Annotated in this window: 16 protein-coding genes; 3 read left to right on the top strand and 13 right to left on the bottom strand. The window is 59.5% G+C overall.

The genetic code is table 11. The annotated features are described in order from the left end of the window. Positions 1-137: 137 nt before the first annotated feature. Both Q0X21_RS04135 and Q0X21_RS04130 read left to right on the top strand, forming a co-directional pair. A complete protein-coding gene (locus Q0X21_RS04135; RefSeq protein ID WP_367172706.1) occupies positions 138-863 on the top strand; it encodes an IS3 family transposase in 726 nt (241 codons plus the stop codon). A gap of 201 nt (positions 864-1,064) precedes the next feature. Beyond that, the gene (locus Q0X21_RS04130; RefSeq protein WP_297850488.1) at positions 1,065-1,427 is read left to right on the top strand and encodes a DUF3054 domain-containing protein; all 363 of its coding nucleotides are present in this window, start codon (positions 1,065-1,067) and stop codon (positions 1,425-1,427) included. 109 nt (positions 1,428-1,536) lie between these two features. On the opposite strand, the gene Q0X21_RS04125 is transcribed toward Q0X21_RS04130, so the two are convergent. From Q0X21_RS04125 to Q0X21_RS04065, 13 genes are all read right to left on the bottom strand, one after another. Further along, entirely contained in the window at positions 1,537-1,845 is a 309-nt protein-coding gene (locus tag Q0X21_RS04125; RefSeq protein WP_297850487.1) for a type II toxin-antitoxin system VapC family toxin, read from the bottom strand. Continuing rightward, a complete protein-coding gene (locus tag Q0X21_RS04120; protein WP_297850486.1) occupies positions 1,845-2,114 on the bottom strand; it encodes an antitoxin in 270 nt (89 codons plus the stop codon). The genes Q0X21_RS04125 and Q0X21_RS04120 overlap by 1 nt, the downstream gene beginning before the upstream one ends. A gap of 240 nt (positions 2,115-2,354) precedes the next feature. Next, entirely contained in the window at positions 2,355-3,896 is a 1,542-nt protein-coding gene (locus Q0X21_RS04115) for an acyl-CoA carboxylase subunit beta (protein ID WP_297850506.1), read from the bottom strand. Positions 3,897-3,906: 10 nt separating this feature from the next. Then, positions 3,907-8,670 (bottom strand): polyketide synthase Pks13, encoded by a 4,764-nt coding sequence (gene pks13, locus Q0X21_RS04110; protein WP_297850485.1) that lies wholly within the window; start codon positions 8,668-8,670, stop codon positions 3,907-3,909. An 80-nt stretch (positions 8,671-8,750) separates the two neighbouring features. Continuing rightward, entirely contained in the window at positions 8,751-10,532 is a 1,782-nt protein-coding gene (locus Q0X21_RS04105; RefSeq protein WP_297850484.1) for a FadD32-like long-chain-fatty-acid--AMP ligase, read from the bottom strand. Positions 10,533-10,552: 20 nt separating this feature from the next. Continuing rightward, a complete protein-coding gene (locus Q0X21_RS04100; protein WP_297850483.1) occupies positions 10,553-11,482 on the bottom strand; it encodes a cutinase family protein in 930 nt (309 codons plus the stop codon). Positions 11,483-11,499: 17 nt separating this feature from the next. After that, positions 11,500-11,982 carry a DUF732 domain-containing protein gene (locus Q0X21_RS04095; protein WP_297850482.1) on the bottom strand — a complete coding sequence of 161 codons (483 nt, stop codon included), beginning with the start codon at positions 11,980-11,982 and terminating at the stop codon, positions 11,500-11,502. A 4-nt stretch (positions 11,983-11,986) separates the two neighbouring features. Then, positions 11,987-13,951 (bottom strand): alpha/beta hydrolase-fold protein, encoded by a 1,965-nt coding sequence (locus tag Q0X21_RS04090; RefSeq protein WP_297850481.1) that lies wholly within the window; start codon positions 13,949-13,951, stop codon positions 11,987-11,989. A 218-nt stretch (positions 13,952-14,169) separates the two neighbouring features. Next, complete coding sequence (locus tag Q0X21_RS04085) at positions 14,170-15,183, bottom strand: alpha/beta hydrolase family protein (RefSeq protein WP_297850480.1); 1,014 nt, start codon at positions 15,181-15,183, stop codon at positions 14,170-14,172. 90 nt (positions 15,184-15,273) lie between these two features. Further along, positions 15,274-17,079: a hypothetical protein gene (locus Q0X21_RS04080; RefSeq protein ID WP_297850479.1), complete on the bottom strand. Its 1,806-nt coding sequence runs from the start codon at positions 17,077-17,079 to the stop codon at positions 15,274-15,276. Between the two features lie 10 nt (positions 17,080-17,089). Further along, a complete protein-coding gene (locus tag Q0X21_RS04075; protein WP_297850478.1) occupies positions 17,090-18,073 on the bottom strand; it encodes a decaprenyl-phosphate phosphoribosyltransferase in 984 nt (327 codons plus the stop codon). 2 nt (positions 18,074-18,075) lie between these two features. Continuing rightward, on the bottom strand, positions 18,076-18,594 hold the full coding sequence (locus Q0X21_RS04070) for a phosphatase PAP2 family protein (protein ID WP_297850477.1): 519 nt from the start codon (positions 18,592-18,594) through the stop codon (positions 18,076-18,078). Then, positions 18,584-20,524: a glycosyltransferase gene (locus Q0X21_RS04065; RefSeq protein ID WP_297850505.1), complete on the bottom strand. Its 1,941-nt coding sequence runs from the start codon at positions 20,522-20,524 to the stop codon at positions 18,584-18,586. Before Q0X21_RS04065 ends, Q0X21_RS04070 begins: the two co-directional genes overlap by 11 nt. Positions 20,525-20,814: 290 nt before the next feature. On the opposite strand from Q0X21_RS04065, the gene Q0X21_RS04060 reads away from it, so the two are divergent. Further along, entirely contained in the window at positions 20,815-22,053 is a 1,239-nt protein-coding gene (locus Q0X21_RS04060) for an HNH endonuclease signature motif containing protein (protein WP_297850476.1), read from the top strand. Positions 22,054-22,076 lie beyond the last annotated feature (23 nt).

Here is a 22,076-nt window from a genome sequence, read left to right as displayed (position 1 = left end):
CCTGACAGGAGGAGTCCCAAGAAACTGAGCAATTGGACGGCGGTGAACGACATTACGGCTGATTTTTTACCCATTCTTACCTTCTTATTTTGGAATTCTCTCATTGGACGACTGTCTCCCAAAAGAGACGGTAATGCATCCACCGCCCCTCGCTCTCGATTCATCGGAGTTCATTTTTCATACACGGCACATTAACTAGAAGAACCTGGTTTGGCTTTGCATCAAAGCTAGACCAGGGGTACGGGATATGCCGGGAAACCTTCCGGAGGATTTGGCGTGAAGAAGGCCTGCGCGTCCTACCCAGGAAGAAGCGCAAACGCGTCGATGGTCACGGCCAGCGCGATGTTCCTGCCGGCCAGTACCCGAACGACGTGTGGGCGCTGGATTTCCAGTTCGATTCAACATGGCACGGCAAGACGATCAAGATCTGCAACATCATCGATGAATACACTCGCGAGCACGTCGCCTTCACAGTCGACAAGAAGATCGACGCGGATTCGGTGATCGAGCTGCTCGACCTCGCTTGTTGTGACCAAGGCGGGCGCCCGCGGGTGATCCGGATGGATAACGGCCCCGAGTTCATCGCTCATGCGCTCAAGGAATGGGCTGGGGAGGATGAAACGATTCAGGCGTTTATCCCGCCCGGTCAGCCCTGGCATAACGGTTATGTCGAGTCTTTCCACAACCGAATGCGTGACGAACTCTTAGAAGACAACAGCATCGAGAATCTCGAACATGCACGGATGCTCGTGGCCCAGTGGTCGCAGCGGTACAATGACTTCCACCCGCATTCCTCGCTGGGCTACCTCAGTCCACTGAAGTATGCGGAACAATGGAAACATGAAAACACGGTCAACGCTTAAACCAACTGGACCGAATTCTTAGGCCACCCCAGAAGCAAGGTCTTGAAGTGAAAGCTATAACGCCCCCGGACCCTGTGCAACAGATCTGTCACTGAAATAGAGAAGACCAACCATTAAAGCTAGTTTTTCTCGAAAAATAACCCTCATCCGGGGCTAATTCACCTGTACTTAAATGCAGCGCGGACGAGCTATCCTGAATCTATGAAGATCTCCACCCCCGTCGCCATTGCAATGGACACCCTCGCCATCGCCGTCTTCGCACTTTTGGCGCGCATTGCGCATCAGACAGATGAAATGCCGCTGAATTTCACCGGGTGGCTGTCCACTCTGTGGCCATTCCTGGTCGGTGTGGCGCTCGCGTGGGTGATCATCACTCTGGCGGCAAAGGGCGAGACCAAGGGCAAAAGCGTGTTCATTTGGCTGATCACCGTTGCCACCGGCCTGATCATCTGGGGCATAAGAAATCAGCAGCTGCCGCACTGGTCCTTCATTGTGGTGGCCAGTGTGATGTCGGCGCTGCTGATGTTGGGTTGGCGCGGGATTGCGCGCCTGATTAAGCGTTAGATGGGACTAGATCTCCCTTTCAGGATCGCCAGTTCACGACATTGAGTGATGCGACCCTAGAAAACTCCCCAGTATTTGCAGTCACCAGCACAAATTCATTTACTTTGGCCTAAGCCGCGATCCATAAATCATTAGGCCCTATTGGTTGCCCCGCCAATTCCAGTTCAAGACGGATATCGGCATAAGCCTCTGCCACCGGAATGTCGACTCCGACAGGTTCGTAACTTCCGGATAATACTTCGATAGCACGAGACTGCCTCAAAGAACCCTGTTTCTTCACTCCCAAGCGGAGCTCGCCAAGGACTATTGAGGAGAGTCGAATTTCATCTGCGGCGACTTCGTTCAATCTTTGGATAACTTTCGGATTACTGCCCCGAAGAGCATCAATCCAGACGTTTGTATCCAAAAGATAAGTCACTACTCGCCCCAGGAAGTCACATCATCTAAGGGCAATTCCTTGGGCTCTTCCAACCCGTCAGGCCATCCCTCCGGCAATTCAGCGTTGATGGCGTTGATGACATCCATCGCTGAAAGCGGTTCGGGAGACAAATAAAGCTTTTCGCCGATCTTTTTGATCCAGACTGTGTCCGAATCCAATCGGAAATCCTTTGGGATACGGACCGCCTGGGTATTGCCGGACATAAATACTGAAGTCGCTACAGACCGAGCAGCTGAAGCTTCTGTCATCGTGACCTCCTTGTATATATGTCTGAGTTTATACAGGGACAGCCACTTCAAGCGACCAGATTTGAATGAATCTCTCTTAGAACGGAAGCTGACCGCTCGAGATCATGCGGAAAGCCCACACGAGGTAGTTGATCAGTTCGGAGCTGATATCCAGGACACTGCTAAGCATTGTTCCTCCTCAATAATGGATTGTGGATGAATCTGTTTCGTTAACGAATATCGGAGCAGACTTTTCCTGCGTTACAGCGGGTGAATATTGTGCTTCTTCGGCAGGTCAGCGTCGTACTTGGTGGACAGCTGACGGAGCGCACGACGCAGGGTCAGGCGGGTCTCCGACGGCTGAATCATGCCGTCTAGATAGCCACGCTCGGTAGCCACGTACGGGGAGGTCATATTCTCCTCGTAGAAGTCCATGAACATCTTCTTCATGGCATTGCGCTGTGCTTCATCCTCAATGGCGGCGAGCTGCTTGCCCTGAATCATCACGGCAGCAGCGGCAGAACCCATCACGGCGATCTGGGCGGTCGGCCATGCGAAGTTGAGGTCGCCCGAGAGGTTCTTCGAACCCATCACGGCGTACGCACCACCGTAGGCCTTACGCACGATCAGGGAGATCTTCGGCACCGTCGACTGCACCACGGAAAACGCGAGCTTCGCACCACGGTGGATCAGGCCGACTTTCTCCTGGTCCACACCCGGTAGATAGCCCGGGGTGTCCACCACGAAGATGAGCGGCAGGTTGTAGGCGTCACAGATCTGAATGAAGCGTGCACCCTTATCAGCGGCATCAGCATCAATACAGCCAGCGAAGTGCATGGGGTTGTTGGCGACGAAGCCGACTGGGCGGCCGTCGATACGCCCGATTGCGCAGATGAGATTCGGGGCGTAATTCTCTTGGATCTCGAGGATCTCCTCATCGTCACCAAGCTGAACCAGCAGGTCCATCATGTCGTAGCCCGCGTTGGTGTCATCCGGCATGAACTCATCGAGCGCAGAATCATCCAGTTCATCATCGGCGGGCGCCCATGCCACCGGCGGCTCGTCGAAAGCGCTCGTGGGCAGGTGGCCGAGCAGATCGCGGACGAAGTCGAAGGCCTCCTCCTCACTCGGAACGGTGACAGAGACGTTGCCGTTTTGCTCCTGCTGCATCGCGCCGCCGAGCTCAGCGGAAGAGACATCCTCACCGGTGACCTCGCGAATAACGGCAGGGCCGGTGACATACATTTCGGCCTGGCCCTCCACTGCGACGATGAAGTCGGTGGTCACCGGGGCGTACACGGCGCCGCCTGCGGACTTGCCCAGCATGATCGAGATCTGCGGCGAGCGACCCGACAGCGGCAGCTGACGTCGCGCGATTTCCGAGTACATCGCCAGCGAGGTCACCGCATCCTGAATGCGGGCGCCACCGGAATCCTGAATACCGATCACCGGGCAGCCGACCTTGATGGCCATCTCCATCACGTCAACGACCTTGCGGCCGAAAGTCACACCGACGGAACCGCCGTAGACGGTCTTGTCGTGGGCGTAGATGGCAACCGGTCGGCCGTCGATACGCCCATAGCCCGTGACAACGCCGTCGGAATACACTGCCTCGTCATCGCCCGGGGTGCGGGCAAGGGCGCCGGTTTCTACGAACGAGCCTTCGTCGAGAAGCGCATTGATGCGTTGACGCGGCGTGGTTTGCCCGGCATCATCGCGGCGCTTGCGGGCGCGCTCGGAGCCCGGATCCTGCGCACGCTCCAGGCGGTCGCGCAGGTCAGCAAGTTTCTCAGCGGTCGTCATCGTCATTGTCTTAATCCACCTCAGCGATCCATTCGGAGATGTGCTTGCCCACGATCCCCACCGCGGGCTCGTCCACAACCGCCAGGTGATCACCCGGCAGCTGCACGATAGTCAGGTCATCCACGATAGCGCCCCAGCCACCATCCGGGTCGATCTCCGCGTATGCCGGCTCAAGCATGATTGCGCCATCGTGCATGCGTTCCGCGCGGAACAACAAGACCGGCAGGTCCACGTCTGCCCAGCGCTGCAAGTCCACCTTGCCCAAAATCTGGTTATCCACAAACGAGGCACGCTGGTGTTCAAGCACGCCGGCGGCCAAACCGTGCTCGGACGCATCCGTATTAGCCAAGAATTCGGCGAGCATGGTCAGCAGAGCGTCCTCGCCAGCGGATTCGAGCAGCTCATACGGCACCTCGAAGTCGAGGCCGTAAGTCTCCTTCGCAAATGCGGCGTAGCGCTCCCAGCGCTTCTTCGTTTCCTCCGGGGTGTCCGGAGTCGGGTTCGACGGCTGAGTCGTGTCCAGCAGAGCGATGAACTTCACCGGGATCTGAATATCCGAGCGATTCTCCAGCTGGTGCGCGACCTCGTAGGCGAGTGCGCCACCAAAGGACCATCCGGCGAGCACGATCGGCTGACCAGCGGCAAGACGCTCAATGTCTGCGATGTAGGCAGCCGCGCGCTCTTCGAGGCTGCCCTCGAGACGCTCAATGCCGTAAACCGGCACATTATCCGGCAGGCGACGGGTCAGCGGCTGGTACACAGAGCTCGACCCACCAGCTGGGTGGAAGAGGAACACAGACGGCGTGGTCTCATCAGTGCGCTCACGCAGCACGCGGACATTGCCGTCCACCGGGGTCTCCAGACCCTCACGCACAGCATTAGCCAGTGGCTCAAGCGTCTCGGCAGCCAACACATCATCAGCGCTGACCTCGATGCCGGAACGCTCCGTCAGGTGCGTGGCGACCTGCTCGGCCTGCTCGCGAGTAATCTCCGGCAATTCCGAAGTCACGCCCGCAGCAGCGGCACCCGAGTACTTCGCCCACGCACCGAAGACCATTCGCTCGGAAGCATCGCGCGGAGCGACGCCAACACCCTTGGCCTTCTCAGCAGCCTGTTCCGGATCACGGTTCGGGTCATTTTCTGCCATTGGCTGCGCGGCATCAGAATTGCCAGCCACGGCCTCTTCAACCATTGCGATCACATCGGCGACGGACGCATCACGCAGCGCCTGGACCTGCAGCGGCGGAATCTGGAAGTCATTTTCCACCCGGTTTTTAATCCGCATACCCATCAGCGAATCCAGCCCCAGGTCAATCAGGGGCAGCTCATCCGGCAGATCATCCACGTCATAGCCCATGGACTCAGAAACGATCGCGCGGAGGCGCTCCTCCACCGTTTCCTTCTCCGGGTCCCAACGCACCACATCGGCATCGTCGGTGGCACCACGGATCAGCTGTTCACGAGCAGCCTGGACCTCAGGTGTTGGCTCAGGTGCATTGGTCACACCAGGCAGCGTTGCCTGGCCCAAGTCGAGGGTGGAGGCAAAACCTTCCGCAACCAGCACCGAGCCGTTGTACACCGTGATGGTCAACCCGCCCAGGCCACGGTGAACCATGGTGGTCAGCTCACCAGCAGCTGGTAATGGTGCACGCTCTTCAGCGGCGACCACAGTGGCATTCGCATCCACATCAGCTGCAGCGAGCTCCACGATCTGCATGGCGGAGAAGATCTGGTCTGCCGGTGCGGCGAAGACAATCGTGCCATCCGGCAGCGTCACCTTCGCACCGAGCGGGCCGGAACCGGAAGAGCTTGGACGAGCCGACGTCCACAGGTCATTGCGGTGCATTGGGGTGTGCGGAACATCCGCGCGCACACCATCGCCAGCAAGAGCTGCGAAATCAACCGGCATGCCGGACACGTACAGCTTGGCTGCCAGGTCCAGCAAGGTAGCTACCTCGTTCTCCTTGCGCTTCAAGGTGAACAGCAGCTGCACATCGGGCTTGCCCACGGTGAATGCCGTGTTCATCATGCCCATCATCGCGACAGGATTCGGGGAAATCTCCACCAACGTCGTATGCCCAGCATTCAGCGCGGCTTCCGTCGCGTCCTGGAACAGCACCGGCTGACGGGTCATGCGGATCCAATAATCCACATCATGGACCGTCTCGCCCGGCTGGTGCGTGCCATCAACCGAACCGAAGTGCGGGATACGCAGCGGCTGCGGGTCAATACCAGCGATATCGCCAGCGAGCTCACCGAGAATCGGATCAAGCATGCTGGTGTGGCCTGCACCGCGCACATTGAGCTTGCGCGCGAATTTGCTCTCCTCTTCCAAGGCCGCGACCAGGAAGTCCACGGCCTTACCCGGTCCACCGACGGTGGTCATGCCCGGGCCCGCGTAGACAGCAGGTTCCACGCCCTGCGCTTCAGGATGCTTATCGACGAAGCCTTCCAGCTCCTCTCGCGACAGCTCCACCACCGCCATCGCGCCTTCACCGTCCGTGCCCTGGACAGTCTTCTCGCCTTCGCCCATCAGGCGTGCACGGGTGCAAGCAATCAGCATGGCGTCTTCAGCGGACAGACCACCGGCGGCGTATGCAGCAGCGATCTCACCCATGGACATGCCCATCGTGGCAGCCGGGGTGATGCCATAGCTGGCCAGAAGATCAGTCAGTGCGATCTGAATAGCAGTGACGGTGACCTGGCCGGTTTCGGTGTCGTAGGTCTGTTCATCGTCCAGAATGATGTCCAGCATGGACCAGCCGGATTCGAAATCAACGACCTTGTCCAGTTCCTGCATCCGCGCGCGGAATGCTGGGGAAAGCTCGAGCAGCGGCTTGACCATCTTGCGGTGCTGCGAGCCGAAGCCGGAGTAGACGAAGACAGGCCCATTGGAAGCGGGCGAATCCGCAGACGCAACCCCCTGGGTGACCTTTCCTTCAGCCACGTAGTTCAGGCGCTTGCGCGCCTCTTCCACATTGCTGGCTGTGACCACTGCACGCGAACGGCCGTGGTTGCGGCCAGCCAAAGTGCGGGCAACAGCGCGCAGGTCAGTCTTGTCGGTCAAGGATTCCGCAACAGCGCTAGCCAGCTCACGACGACGCGACGGCAGCAGACCAGAGACCGGCAGCAGAACCTGATCCGGGTTGGCTGGATCAATCAAACCAGCGGAAGGCTCACGAGCAGGAACGTCATATTCCGACGGGTCAAAATCGCTCACGACGATGTGCGCATTCGTACCACCAAAACCGAAGCCGGACACACCAGCAATGCGGCGGCCGGAGTATTCCGGCCACTCGCGCGGGTCCTCAACGACCTCGATCTTGGTCGCGTCGAAATCAATGAACTTATTGCCCTCGGTGAAATTCGCCGTCGGCGGAACAGTGTTGTGGGTCAGCCCCTCCAGCACCTTGATCATGGCCACGACACCAGCAGCGGATTCAGAGTGGCCGATATTGGACTTCGCCGAACCAAGCAGCAGCGGGTCAGCAGCCTCACGGTTAACGCCCAGCACCTGGCCGAGCGCGGTCGCCTCAATCGGGTCGCCGAGTGCGGTACCAGTGCCGTGAGCCTCAACCAGGTCCACTGCCGCTGGATCAATGCCAGCATCGGCATAAGCACGACGCAGCACATCTACCTGTGCCTCCGGGTTCGGGGCGGTCAGACCATTAGAGTGACCATCCGAGTTGGTGGCGGAGCCCTTGATCACCGCGAGGACCTCATCACCATCAGCAATGGCATCCTCAACGCGCTTGAGCACGATGAAGCCAGCTGCCTCCGCACGGACGAAACCGTCTGCATCATCGGAAAACGCACTGATCTTGCCCGTCGGGCTGATCACGCCGAGTTCTGCAAAAGCAGTGGAAATGAACGGGCTGGCCAGGATGTTCACGCCACCAGCCAGCGCCACTTCGGCCTCACCGCTGCGCAGAGCACGCACCGCATGGTGCACAGCGACCAGCGAGGACGAGCATGCCGTGTCCACATTCATCGACGGGCCACGGAAATCGAGCGCATAAGAAATGCGGTTCGGAATGATCGAGCTAGACGTACCCGTCAATGCATATGGGTGCGCGGATGCCGGATCAGAGGTGATCAGCATGCCGTAGTCATTCGACGAGGAACCTACAAACACACCAACGGACTCGCCACGCAGCTCATTCGCCGGAAGGTGCGCATCTTCCAGTGCCTCCCACGCCAGCTCGAGCATGATGCGCTGCTGCGGATCCATATTCTCCGCCTCAAGCGGAGACAGACCGAAGAATTCGTTATCGAAGGTGCGGATGTCATCCAGGTAACCGCCCTGAACATTCTGCTCCCGCATCTTCGCGGACATCACAGGGTCCTGCGAATACTCAGTCCAACGTCCCTCCGGCAGCGGACCAGTGACGGACTGGCCGGAGACCAAGAGATCCCAAAACTCGTCGACATTCTTCGCGCCAGGGAAACGTCCAGCGCGACCGATAATCGCGATGTCGCCAGAGCCGATGGAAGTGCCGCGGAGGGCCTGCGTCGCAGCCGTCGAAAAGCGATCTGCGTCTTCCTGTTGTGGTGCGAGCAGACCGTGCGCGAGCGCTTCAACCGTCGGGTACTGGTACGCGACTGTCGGATCGAGCCTGATGTCCAGCAAGCGCTCGAGCTCGCCGGAGAGCACGACAACATCGCGCGAGGAAAGGCCGAGGTTGTCGAGTGGAACAGACGGATCAACTTCGTCAGCCCCCGTCGCATCGGAGATCCACGACTGCAACCAGGTGGTGAGCTCGCTTTCCGTCATGGCTCGCGGACCACGTCCTTTCATTTCTTGAAAATTCTTACGGCCTTCTTATCGGGCTATTAGCCTAAGGCGTTAACGATTTAGCTTTCCTGCAGGAACTTCGCCCGGTTGACCAAACGTGCAATCTTTCCGGAGCTGGAGCGGGCAATTTCGTTCGGCGCATAGAAGCGCACGACCTCCGGACTGATGCCGTGTTTATTCGACACCGCACCACGAATCGCATCTTCAGCGATCGCGTCCCCGGCCTCGTCGGCGCCTTCAACGCGCTCAACGAGCAGCACGAGCTTCTCGACGTCCTCCCCCGGCACCGCGAATGCCGCCACCGAATCGGGGCGAACGTGGTCGGAAGCCTCCATGACAGTGGCTTCGATGTCCTGCGGGTAGTGGTTGCGTCCCGCGATGACCACCAGGTCCTTCAAACGGCCGGTGATATAAAGGTGGCCGTCGTAAAAAGCGACGAGGTCGCCTGTAGCCAACCAACCGTCCTGATCACGCAGGTGGTTATTGAAGGTCTTCTGGGTTTCCTCTTCACGGCCCTCGTAGCCGGCGGCGACATTGTCGCCGTGCAGCCACAGCTCACCGATCTGGCCGTTATCAACCTCTTGCTTGGTCTCCGGGTCCACGATGGCATAGCGCATATCGGGCACCGGCTGACCATTCGAAGCGAACGGAATACCGTCCTCCGCCTCAACGATGCGGCCATTGCCCACTTCTTCACGGTCGAAGGTCTTGAACAGCGGACGCTCTTCCGTCTGTGGGGTGGACACGATCAACGTGGCCTCTGCCAAACCATAAGATGGACGCAGCACCTGCGGATCCAGCTTGGAATCCTTGAATACTTCGACGAAAGTCTCCACCGCTGCCTTAGTCACCGGCTCCGAACCGATCAGGATGCCGTCGAGCGCGGAAAGATCGTACTCATCCGGGTTCTCCGGTGCGGCATAACGGGCAGCGAGATCAAGCGCGAAATTCGGCACAACTGTGTAAACGAAGGTCTCATTTTCTTCATCGTCTTCGCGCTTATTGATCTGGTCGACCCAACGCTTCGGCTGCTGAATGAAGTCACGCGGACCCATCAGCTCAAATTCAATGCCCATGATGGTGACAAAGACAGTCAGAATAATGCCCATGTCATGGTGCATCGGCAGCCACGTGGACAGACGCAGCGGCATCTTCAATTCCACTGCATCGTAAATCTGCAGAACATTCGTCAAAATCGCGCGGTGGGTCAACACCACACCAGCCGGCAGACGGGTGGAGCCGGAGGTGTACTGCAAGAACGCGACCTCATCCACAGCATCGGAATCTTCCGGCTCATCCGGTGCGGTCCAGGATTCCGCCAGTGAATCCGGCAATGCGTCGACAACTAGGATGCGCGGGCGCTTAGCACGCGGCACCTCAGCAAAGAAAGCGCGTACCGCCTTCGCCCCGGCATTATTTGTCAGCACAGCTGCGGACTGGGAGTCCGATAGCACAGCGGTGAGCTGCTCACCGTGACCCGGCTCATTCGGGTCATACAACGGCACCGGTACCTGACCGGCGTAGATCGCACCCATGAATGCGAAGAGGTACTCCGGCGAATTCGCCGCCATGATCGCCACACGATCACCCGGCTGACCGGTCTGCTGTAGGCGTGCTGCCACAGCCTTGATGCGGGTGATCACCTCATCACGCGTGAAGTCGACCGCCACACCGTCACGGTCTTCGGAGAAGTCCCAGTAGCGCAGCTGGTGCACCTCACCAGTGCCCATTTCCTTACTGCCCTGGTAGAGCATTTCGCACAGCTGGAACAGGGACAGCTCCGGCGGCAGATCAATCTTGTCGTCGTCGTAGAACTGGTAAAGCAGCTGTTCGAGATCCATGGAACTCCTTTAAAGGCCAATTAGTTTTTGTTGTCGATACTTTCGCGAATCCACTCTACGACCCATTGGTTCGCAGTGGTGCCATGAATCACCTCTGGATTCGAGGCATACATGGCGTGGACGCCGTTGGCCTCAACGAGGTCGCGTGCTCGACCCAGCGCATTACCCACATCCTGCGGGGCATCACAGATGGAATCATTCGGTGCGCAAATCTCAATCGCCCGATCACTCAATGCACCGAAGCCACCCTCACGAGGACCACGCATCGTCGCACCTGGCACCACAGCTTGGATAAGACGGTTCAGCGGTTGGAGCGCGATCTCCGCACCAATACCACCAAGGGGAACACCTGGGTTAATGCCCACACCGTTTTCACGTCGTCCGTCCGCGATCATGATCGCGCCACGCACCTTCTCCGGGGTGACCACACCACGGTGGTTGCCGATATCGCTGGCGATATCACCCACGATCACGGCGCCCTGCGAAAATCCCGCGAGAATGAACTCGGTCGACGGGCACGTCTCACTGATGAAACGCATCTCCCCATTCAAACGAGCCATGCCCTCATTACGGGAATCGTCATAGCTCATCTCAGCCCGACCAGCAGGGGTCTGAATATTCTTGAACTGCGCGGTGTACGGCAATGTCCACACACGGACATCATTGATGTCGTATTGCTGCTGAAGCGGCTGCGTGATCGAGAGCATGAAGCTCTTCGGGTTCGCGGTCGGTGCGAAAGGATCATCGTCCTTCGCCGATTCCCATGTACCCGGTGCAGAAATGACTTCTACTGCCGGGCACCAATCCGGCTCTTTTGCTTGTTTTTCGCGTGGCGCCGGAATGGATGGGACCGGCCCTTCGCCCGGGCCGAGCCACTGCGCCGCCCCAAAGGCAATGACGCCAATGAGGGCGAGCGCAGCAATGATCGTGAAAACTCTACGGGTACGCACGGCGTGCGGCCCTCCTTCTAGCAGAGGTTATCGCGTGCCGCGGAGTCGATGAGCTTGGTCAGATCGTCGAATTCCAGCTGGGTGGCCTGCTGCTCAATGAGCTGACCGGCCACTGCGTCACGCGTGATGTCGCTTCCGCCGCAGATGGTACGGGCGGTACCTACGAGTTGCTCCTCATTTCCCTCAACGTTGACTCCGCCTTCGCGTAGAGCTTCCAGGAATGCTTCGTCCTGATCCGGACGCATCGGTGCTGCATCCGGGGTGTTCTCTACTTCGCTGGCGGCGCCTTCGCCGGCAGCCGGATCGTCGGCCGGAGCGGACGCTGCTGAGCTGGACTCAGTTTCGGTAGCGCTCTGAGACTCTTCAACACTGCTGGAAGGAGCAGCTGCGGATGTGGACGGCGTGGCCGTCACATCTTCGCTGTCCACGGTGGCTCCCCCGCATGCGGCGAGAGAAAGCCCCACCGCAGCGAGGACTGCCGTCATCGCTGTTTTGCGCATACGCTTAGTTCTTCCGTTCGCGGACCTGGCCGAAGATCTGGTCCAGGCCACCGTTTTCGAAGTTGATGGTCAGGCCACCGGTCGGGATCTCCTTCATGTCGGAGGTCGGCCAACCGAACTTGCCCTGCTCCCATCCGTTCTTGCCCCAGTGGTCGAAGATGGCGCCGTAGTAGATCACATGAGCACCGGTCTTCGGGGACCAGTAGATATTGCCCTTCTCAAACTCCTGGAAGAAGCCACCCTTGATCTTCTTCTCATTGCCCTTCGGGTAACCCAGGTCAGAGCTTGCTCCACCGAGCTCGCCGTACTTGGCACCGATCGCACCGAAGACCATGTAGTGCTTCTTAGCATCCGGGTTACGGGTCAGGTAGCCGTTCTCGAACTTCTGGATGTAGCCGCCTCCTGCAGCCTTGGCTTCCTCGACCGGGTAGCCCAGCGGGCCACCCTCGTAGCCGCCTGCACCCCATGCGGCGAACATGTCGCCCGGGATGGCCTGGGCACCAGTGCGCGGGGTCCAGTAGACAGAACCGTGCTCGAAGTGGACAAAGCGTCCCTTGCCGTCCGGAGTCTTCAGCTCACCGGTCTTGGGGAAGCCGAGCCAGCCGGCCGGGCCGCCGAGCTGGTTGTACTTTGCCAGGATCGCGCCGACCAGAACCTGTGCACCGGTCTTCTCAGACCAGAATGCGGTACCGCCGCGGAATTCCTCAGCCTTGCCCTTGCCGCCAGCAACGTCATATTCGTTGGTGACACAGCTGCCGATGATTCCGCTCTTGGTGGCCTCAGCAATCGCGCCGACCGGGGTGCACTCTGCGCCACGGTCTGCCTCGCTGACCTCGAGGGAATCAGCGATGTGCGGCCATGCCTGGGTCATCTCGAACTGCCAGTAATCCCATGCGTGAACACCGGACGGGCGGTAACGAGTGATGATCGGCACGCCAGCCTTCTTTGCATAGCGCTCGAAGGTCTGGGTGGACATACGAGAAATGACCTCCAGGCCCACACCAGCCGGAACAGCCGGGCCGGTAGCAACGGAGCCAGGCTTACCGTAGTCATCCTGACCGGAGCCAGCGGAGACATAAACAGTCTTGCCCTTCAGGTTCTCAATACCCAGCTTCGGGTCGTGGTCGATCCAGTCCTGGGAGCCCAGTGGGCCCCACATTGCCTCGGAGTCGTAGCCACCTGCATCCTTCTGTGCAGCCTTAATCGCCAGCGGCATGCCAGAGGTGGTGGTGTCCAGGTAACCGGAGAAGGAACCGACGAAGTTGAACAGGTGCGGGTTGCGCTCAGCCAGGTTAACTGCAGCGGTGCCGCCCATGGACAGACCGACAACGGCGCGCTTGCCGTTGGAGCGGTAGTGCTCGTTCAGCAGCGGGACGAGCTCCTTGGTCAGGAAGGTCTCCCACTTGTAGTTTTTGCCGTTATTCGGCTTCTGCCAATCGGAGTAGAAGGAGGACTCGCCGCCCACCGGCATGATCACGTTGACGTTCTTGTCAGCGTAGAACTGCTCGATATTGGTCTCGATGGTCCAGCCGCTCTCGTCATCACGTGCGCGCAGGCCGTCGAGTGCCCACACCTCAGGGAACTTGGCCTGCGGGTTGGAGTGCCAGTCACGCGCGAGCAGGATCTGCACCTGGATCGGCTTTTCCGGCATCGATGGGGAGTTGATGAATACAGCGACACGACGCTGTGTCAGCCACTCAATACGGTCAACGGAAACACCCTCCGGCAGGCCCGGGATCTGCGGGTGTTCGTCCACCTCAATCGGGGTGCGCGGCGGCGGATCGGACGGACGCAGACCGTCAGAGATTCCACGGCCGGACGACAGCGAGCTGGACAGGCCAGACGAGCTGTTCTGAGCCACTGCTGGCACCACGGCCACCCCGACAGCTAAGGCTGTGGGAACTGCGGCGACCGCGAGCAATTGGCCTTTAGTGACCTTGCGGGGAGTACGTCGGGGTGAAAAGCGCATGTTAGAGAGCCCTTTGTTGATTGTTGGTACGGCGGACTAACGGGCGCTCCGCCCTGGGGGTTCCCCTCCCCCAGGCCGGGCCCGGTCTTCGGTATGAAGTTTAAGTTTCACTTGAGACTTTACAGGGTGACACGCCGTGAACACAGAAAAACCCTGGGAAACACTGACCACAGCTGCATCTGCAGTCACCGTCTCCCAGGGTTAGTACGAAGAAACGCTTACCACGCGTTCATGTGATTAAGAACGCGACCCTTCGTCTTGTGCAGCTGGTAACCGAACTGGTCCCAGTTGTGCAGACCCTGTGCCGGGTAATCCGACGTCACGCGAAGGCCCTGTGCTCGAGCCTTCGCCTCCCAGATACGGGTGGACATCATCGAACCGAACTCAAGCGCCATGCCGGCCGCCTTGTGCTGCGGCAGATACTTCGCATCAGCCGGGCCAGGAACACCAGAGCCAGCAGAGATGTAAATGTCGCTGTTGCGCAGACCGCTCATGTTCAAGAACGGGTCATTGGCGAAACGCTGCGGGTTGATCATCGAACCGTACATTGCGTTCAAGTTGTAGCCGCCCGCATCAAGCATGGACAGACGCAACATGGTCTGCATGCCCGGCAGCGTCGTGGTCAGGTAGCCCGAGAAGGACAGCACCTGACGGAATTGCTGCGGATTCTTCGCCGCAATATTCATCGCAGCGGTGCCACCCATGGACAGGCCAATGATGGAGTTGTTGCGCGGAGAGACACCGAAGTTGCGCTGCAGGTAGCCCGGCAGCTCCTTAGTCAGGAAGGTCTCCCATTTATAGGGCTGACCCTGGCCGTACTTCGGATCATGCTGCCAGTCAGCGTAGAAGGAAGACTCGCCACCGACCGGCATGACCAGGGTGATATTCGAGTTCTTGTACACAGCAGCCGCGTTGACATCCTTCACCCACGCGTTGGTGCGCTCAGTCGCGCGCAGACCATCGAGCAGGTACAGGCCAGCATTACCGCCACGTGCAGCCGGAACGATCTGCACCGGGATATTGCGCTTCATGGACGGGGAGTACACGTCACAACGCTGTACCCAGTACTTCACCGGATCCCAGGTGCAGTGGCCGGTCGCGTCACGACGAAGCCAGCCACGGTTATCGGCAGCCTGCGCATTGTCCGGGGTTGCCACCATGAGCGTCATCGCAGCAGCCAGTGCCATCACAAGGGCAAGCAGCGTGCGACGCATGGAGTGAATCGCGTTCATGTGTCCACCAATCAGATAAGTCAGGAATATTTGTGATTACACACAGGTGTATCGCAAAGCGTTATCGCGATGTTATCAATCGCGTTATCCCTATTGCACGTTTTTCACGGGCCACGCGATGCGCTGCCCGGACAGGCCCACATCCTCACCACGAGAAATGCGCTCCAACGTGGCGCTATCAAGGTACACAGCGGGGTCCTCAGAAATTTCCAAAGACCGACCAGGACCCAGCGCGTACTTCATATTCTTGAAAAAGCGCTCGGCGCTCATCGGCTCACGCGAGGTGGCCAACAAGTCCGCAATCTCCGGTGTGCGCAATGCCGCGCGCGCCTGCAGGAGCTTTTGCTTATCGACGAACCCAGCAACCTCATCCGGGTCCACCGCCGTATCCGCATATTTCCAATGCGTCGGCAGATTCTTATCGTGACCGATGCGGCCATCCTCAATACGCGGCTGTCGTGCCGCCAACGGAGTAGCCAATCCGACATTGTCGAGGATGCGCACATCCAAACCCGAATTCGCACTGACCATGCCCAGATTGATCATGTAGGCAGTATTGGGAAGGTTAAGCAGGTCTGTGTCGTGCTTCACTCGTGCGAGTGGTTCCCACGTGTACACATTTGGGTCTTCCTGCAGAAGCACAAGACGCATTGCCGCGGCATTTTCTTCTTCTGCCTTAGCGAGTCCTTCTTTCCACCCGCCCATCAAGTCACTGGCCAGGAAGTCTTCCGAATAACGTGGCGGATTGCCCGATTCACGCAACAGCACCGCTGTCCAGAACTCACGCTCGTCGACAGTGGCCAGTGCCTCTGGCCCTTCCACGAACGGTTCGAAACCAAGCTCGTGTCCACGGGCGAACACGATGCCGGCCCACACCGCGAGCGCAGTCGCAGCCACACCGCTGAGCAGAGTCAGCGGCAGCGCTGCTACCGGCAACAGCATCGCAAACAGTGGCAGTAGCGCCATGCGACCATGCATAAAGTCCCCACCAACACGCATCACGTAAAGCATGTGCAAGGCACCGCAGCCGACAGCCAGAGCAACAATCACCTTCTCCTGCGCACCGAGACGCAAGACCCACCAGATGCCCAACCCGGCAACCACGAGCAACGGCGCCCACAGGGCATACGTGCCAACGAGGTCCCACACATAACGGACACCAGCACGCCATTCGGAACCAGAGGCCGATTTCGCCACCGCAGTATGCGGGGTGAGCAGACCGTAATAACCCATGCGGAAGATCTGGTACGCCAACGGCACTGGAAGTGCTGCCAGACAGATTGCGCCAATGCGCTTCCAATCCATCCGGCTGGCAACCAGCAGCATGAGACCGGTGAGCCCGCCGTAAAGAGCTAACTCCGGACGAACCAGCCACGACAGACCTGCCCAGAACGCCAAAAGCAACTCACCGCGATTACCCGCCGACCAGCGGACCAGCAGTGCCCACCACACACCGATCCACGCCAGGGACAAGCCCCATTCCAAACCAGAGGTGGCAAAGTCCCGTGCCGGCGGCAGCGCAACATAAATGATCACACCAAACGGTGCGACCAATCCCGGACTGACCCGCTGCCACAATTTGCCGGACGCCATGGTGGCTGCCACAACACCGATGACGGTGCAGATGAGCGCCAACCACATCGCCACATCTTCAAGCCGCATTCCCGGCACCCAACTGAAAGCCGCGATGAGGTATTGCCACAACGTGGAGGTATTGGCCTCCACACGTTCACCGGCATTGAACACCGGACCGTTGCCAGCCAGGATATTGCGGACCGTACGCAGGACGATCACGCCGTCATCGCAAATCCAGCGGCGAGCCCACCCGCCCCAGAATGCGAGAACGCCCGCTAGCGCTGCGGATATAAGCAGTGATAAGCGGGCGCGTTTTTCCATGCCGGAAATATTAGCTCATGAGTGGCACAACATAGACAGCCATGACGATGGTCAGAATCCACAGCAGTGCCAACATCTGCAGAACGCGGTCTTCCAGTGCGATCTCATCTGGTGCGCCACCGTTTCCGCTGTCGACCTCCGCGGCATAGCGCAGGATCGCGATGATGAACGGCACCATCGAAATCTGGTACCAGAGACCTTCAGCAGGCGCGACGCCGCTGCTCAGTGTGAAGCCCCACAGCGCGTACGACATGACAACCGCTGTTGCGGACAGCGTCCACACAAAGCGCAGGTAGGTCTGCGTGTAGCCCTGCAGCGACTTACGAATCTTCGCACCCGTGTGCTCCGCCAGCAGCAATTCGGCATAGCGCTTACCGGAAGCCATGAACAGCGAACCGAACGCCGCGACCAGCAAGAACCACTGCGACAGCTCAATATCCGCCGCGACACCACCGGCCATTGCGCGCAGCATGAAGCCTGAAGACACCAGCGCGATATCGATCACCGGGATGTGCTTCCAGCCGAAGCAGTATCCCAGCTGCAGCGCGATGTACACCGCCACAACCGTGGCCAACGCCGGACCATCAGACGCGAGGAATGCCAGACCGATCGCTGCAACAATCAGCACGACCGACATGACATATGCCAAATTAATCGGCAGCATGCCCGATGCGATCGGACGGAAACGCTTCGTGGGGTGCTCACGGTCAGCATCCACGTCACGTGCGTCGTTGATCAAGTAAATCGAGGACGCACCGAAGCAGAACACCACGAATGCCAGGACGATATCCAGAATTGTGCGGGACGTGAATGAATCCGCCCCCGCAGCTAATGGCGCGGCCAGCACCAGGACATTTTTGACCCACTGCTTCGGACGCAGACCTTTGATCATTGCGTCCGGGAGGTTCTTCGGCGGAGTTTTCTTCCGGTTGTAATCCACGCCCTCGGTGTGGGGCTCGGACTTCAGAAACGGCTCGTCAACAGGTTGTGTCACGCTTATTGCCTCTCAAGGTTGATCGCGGCTCGTGCCACCCCGATACCGAGCAGCGCGCCGGCCAGGGTGTCCGTGGGGTAATGCACCCCGAGGACCATGCGGGAGGTCATCATAATTGGAATTCCGGCGTACGGAAGTTTCGACCCAGTGATGTCGGCCAAGTGCACCATCGCAGCGCTTGTCGACGTCGCGTGCGAACTCGGGAAACTCAGTTTCGACGGAGTGCCCACACCGACTTTCACCCGCGCGTCATGGGGACGACGTCGGCGAACAATGCGTTTGAGCACCACCGATGCCGCATGCGCGGTGAAAGCACCAGCCCCCATGGCCAGCCACTTCCGGCGCCTTTGCTTATCGACGGCCGCCCCCGCCCCAGCGATCCCCAACCACCCCAGGGCATGTTCGCCGAAGTGGCTCAGGCCGCGTGCGGTGGGCAGGACCCCGGGGGCGTCGAAAAGCGTGTCCTGGATCTGCTCAAGTACGCCTGCCTCTTTGGCGTCCCACGAGTTGTTACTGCTCATTGAAGATCTTCTCCCAGTTCTCGTGGCCGGTCAGCTCCGGCTTGGCCTCGCGGTACGCGCGGGTCAGCTCCGGCCACTGCTCCTTGATCTGCTTGTGCAGCTCCTTCGTCTGCTTGAGCAGGTCATCCGCCAGTGCTTTGTTGCGCTTGCGGAAGGCCACGCCCGTGCCGCCCGCGGTAGACACCGTCGCGGAATCGACGCGGGAAAGCGTGTACCAACGAGCTTCCTCCGCGGTGAGGTTGAGCTGCGGCGCCTCCCAGTGCGCACGGTCCTCAGTGGAAGCGAGGTGGCGCAGCGACTTGATCGCCCACGGAATCTTCTTGATCTTGGCCAAGCGCCCACCGATCTTGTTCGTGGGCACGCCCGGCGCACCCGTCGGTGCCGGCAGATCCGCTGCCGACTCAATGACCTGCGCATCCGAGTAGTCCTTGCGGATCCCCTGGATGCGCGGCAGCGAGGACTCGAGAATCTCGAAGAGCTGATCCGGGCCCGCCAAGAAGTCCTTCATCGCCTCGATCTGGATCGCCAGCGTCGAGTACTCCATGCACATGATGTGCTTGTAGCTGGACTTCAGCATGGACTTGAGCAGCCCATTCGGGTCGCCATCGTGGTACATCGATGCGACGATCAGACGGTTGCGCAGGTGGAAGTATGCCTGCCAGTCAATCGCATCGTCCTTATCAGCCCAGGCCATGTGCCAGATGGCGGCGCCGGGCCAGGTGACCGTCGGAAAGCCTGCTTGCCCTGCGCGCAGCGAGTACTCCGTGTCGTCCCACTTGATGAACAGTGGTAGCGGGAGGCCCATCTTCTCCGCGACCACGCGCGGGAAGAGGCACATCCACCAACCGTTGAACTCGACGTCGATACGCCTGTGCAGTGGACGCGACGTGGTCTTGCGCGGGTCGAGGTCCTCTTCCTCCGTGCCCACGTAGCTCAGCGGGTACTTGGCAAAATCATGGTCGTACACCGCGTGTGGCGCCGCACCCCACATGAAGTCCGCGCGGTTGACGCGCTCACCCGAGGTGCGCAACTGGCTGCGGTCCTGCAGGTTGAGCATCTGACCACCCACAAGAATCGGGCTCTTGGCATAACGCGCTGCCTGTACCGCGCGCAGGATGGAGTCCGGCTCAATCGCGATGTCATCGTCCATATACAGGATGAATGGCGCATCCGTTTGGTGCAGCGCCTCGTACATGATGCGGGAATAGCCGCCCGAACCGCCGAGGTTTCCCTGGCTAAAGATCTTGAGTCGGCCCTGCAGGTTGGCTTCTGCCTCCGCGAAGTCCGGCTCATCCGCCGGGTGCTGGTTGCCCTGGTCAGGCATGAGCACGTCCGTGATCGCACCGAGCACCAACGGATCTTCCGCCAACGCGTGGAGCGCATTGACCGCATCGCGCGGGCGGTTGAATGTCGGGATCCCCACCGCGACCTTCTTCTCCGACGGATCAATCGTCGTTCCGTCCGGGAGCACCTGCGCCTTCGGCTCGTGCGGGGCGTACCAGCCAGCATTGCTGATCGTCGCGTCGCCCTCACCCGTGGTCACGTCGAACCACAGCCAGCCACCATCTTCGAAATTGCGCAGCGGCAGCGGGATCTCCACGCGCTCATCAGCAGCATCGACATTGAGCACGGACACGCGCACACCATCGTGCTTCGAGCGGTACACCGAGATCGTCGCCGCGCCTTCCACATCCATACCCAACACAACCGTGTCCAGCTGGGACCAACGGCGCCAATAGGACGCGGGGAAGGCGTTGAAGTAGGTCTCAAACGACACTTCCGAGCCTTCGGGAAGCGTCGCGCGCGAGCGATCTGGCCAGATCACACGTTTGGTGTTCTGCTCTGACTCAACGAGGTAGAGCATCCGCACATCGTGCGGTTCGCCCTTCCGGGGCAGCAGAATTCGTTGCAGGACATCGACGGCTTTCATGTCATTCACGGCCTCAACACTAATAGCTGTCTCGTGCTGCCATTCCCCGGCGCGCGGGTAGCCCCGCTTCGAAAAACCGCAGGAACTATGCAGCGCATAGTGGGCACGCTTATCGACGCCTCCCCGCCCCTCCCCCAAAACCCCAGCAACTATGCAGGGCATAGTGCCGTCACTGGTAGTTATCCACAGGCTTTCTCTTCGACGCGAAGTCGATGGTTCACCTCGGTTTGTATGGTGCTTTCAACACCAAAACCAACCACACGAGAAACACTGAAATGGCAGGTAGAACCATGCGCACCCTCCGATACTACAAAGACGTCATCCTCCTCGTTGACCGGATCCGACATCTGGTCCGGGCGTTGACGAAGAATAAGGCCGAGTTGTTCCAACTGATCTACGACTTCGACAGCAACGATTTCGCCCAAGCCTTCGGCGCTTCGTCCACGTCTGCATGGATGGTCCGTGAATTCGGCATCGCCTATTCCACCGCTTATGAGTGGCTCCGCGTAGCCAGACAAGCGGTGGATTTCACCTTTCTCATGGACGCTTTCCGCGCAGCTGAGATTGACTATTCCACCGTCCGCCTCCTGCTCAAGTATCTGACCACGGATAACGAAGTGGAGCTCGTCGAGATGGCACAAGAACTCGGCCACGAGCAGATGAAGAAGTACCTCGCCGGCCGTGAGGCCACCGAGCCCAAGAAGGAAAGCCCCGATCCGAACCTGCGCATCAAGGATCTACCCAACGGCAAGGTCCGCGTTGAAATCGTGATGAGTAGCACCGATGGCGCACTGTTTCGCGCTGCGCTCAAGATCGGCGAAATGGCCTATTACGAGCAGGAACACACCGAGCAGCAGGCTTCCGCCGAGGAGACCCGCCCGGCGCGACAGACTGTGTCTGGTTACGGCATGCCCATCGGCCGGTCCTTGCTGCAGGCTTTCATGGGCATGGTGAACATGGTGCGCAGCAAGCCCACGAACACGCTGCGCACGCCCGGTGCGCACGTGAATATCGTGCTCAACGCTGATGGGCATGCCTATATGCCCGCCTCACCGAAAGTTCCTTCCGCAGCACTGGCAAATCTCGTTGCGAATGGCTTGAGCAGGCTCAATGTCGGCGATAGTTCGGGGCTGATTTTGAATGTCGGCCGGGCCCAGCGTTTGGCCACTGACGCGCAGGTCAATGCCTTGATGACCATGTGGGGCCACCAGTGCGCGATGCCCGGCTGCACTCATACCCGCTTCATGGAGATCCATCACATGAAGGAATGGGCCGATGGCGGCGAGACCAATATGGACAACCTGGTCCCCCTGTGTAGCGCGTGCCACTCGCTAGTCACCGACGGTTGGGCGCTCATTGAGCGACAGGGCAACCAGATCTGCTTCTTCATGGGCGACGGTTCCGCATTCGTCTCCGACAATCATTCGATGACCAGGAAGGACAACTCCCGAAAGCCGCAGCCGCACCGTGAGGATTGGGACGACGCGGATTCATTCGCCGATACCGCCCGGGAACCGGTCAATGTTTAGCGCACGAAAAAAGCCTCGCCCAG

The organism is uncultured Corynebacterium sp. (genome assembly GCF_947253065.1).
Lineage (GTDB): Bacteria > Actinomycetota > Actinomycetes > Mycobacteriales > Mycobacteriaceae > Corynebacterium.
The sequence above is the reverse complement of the archived record's forward strand: the minus strand, read 5'-3'. Positions and strand labels throughout refer to the sequence as shown.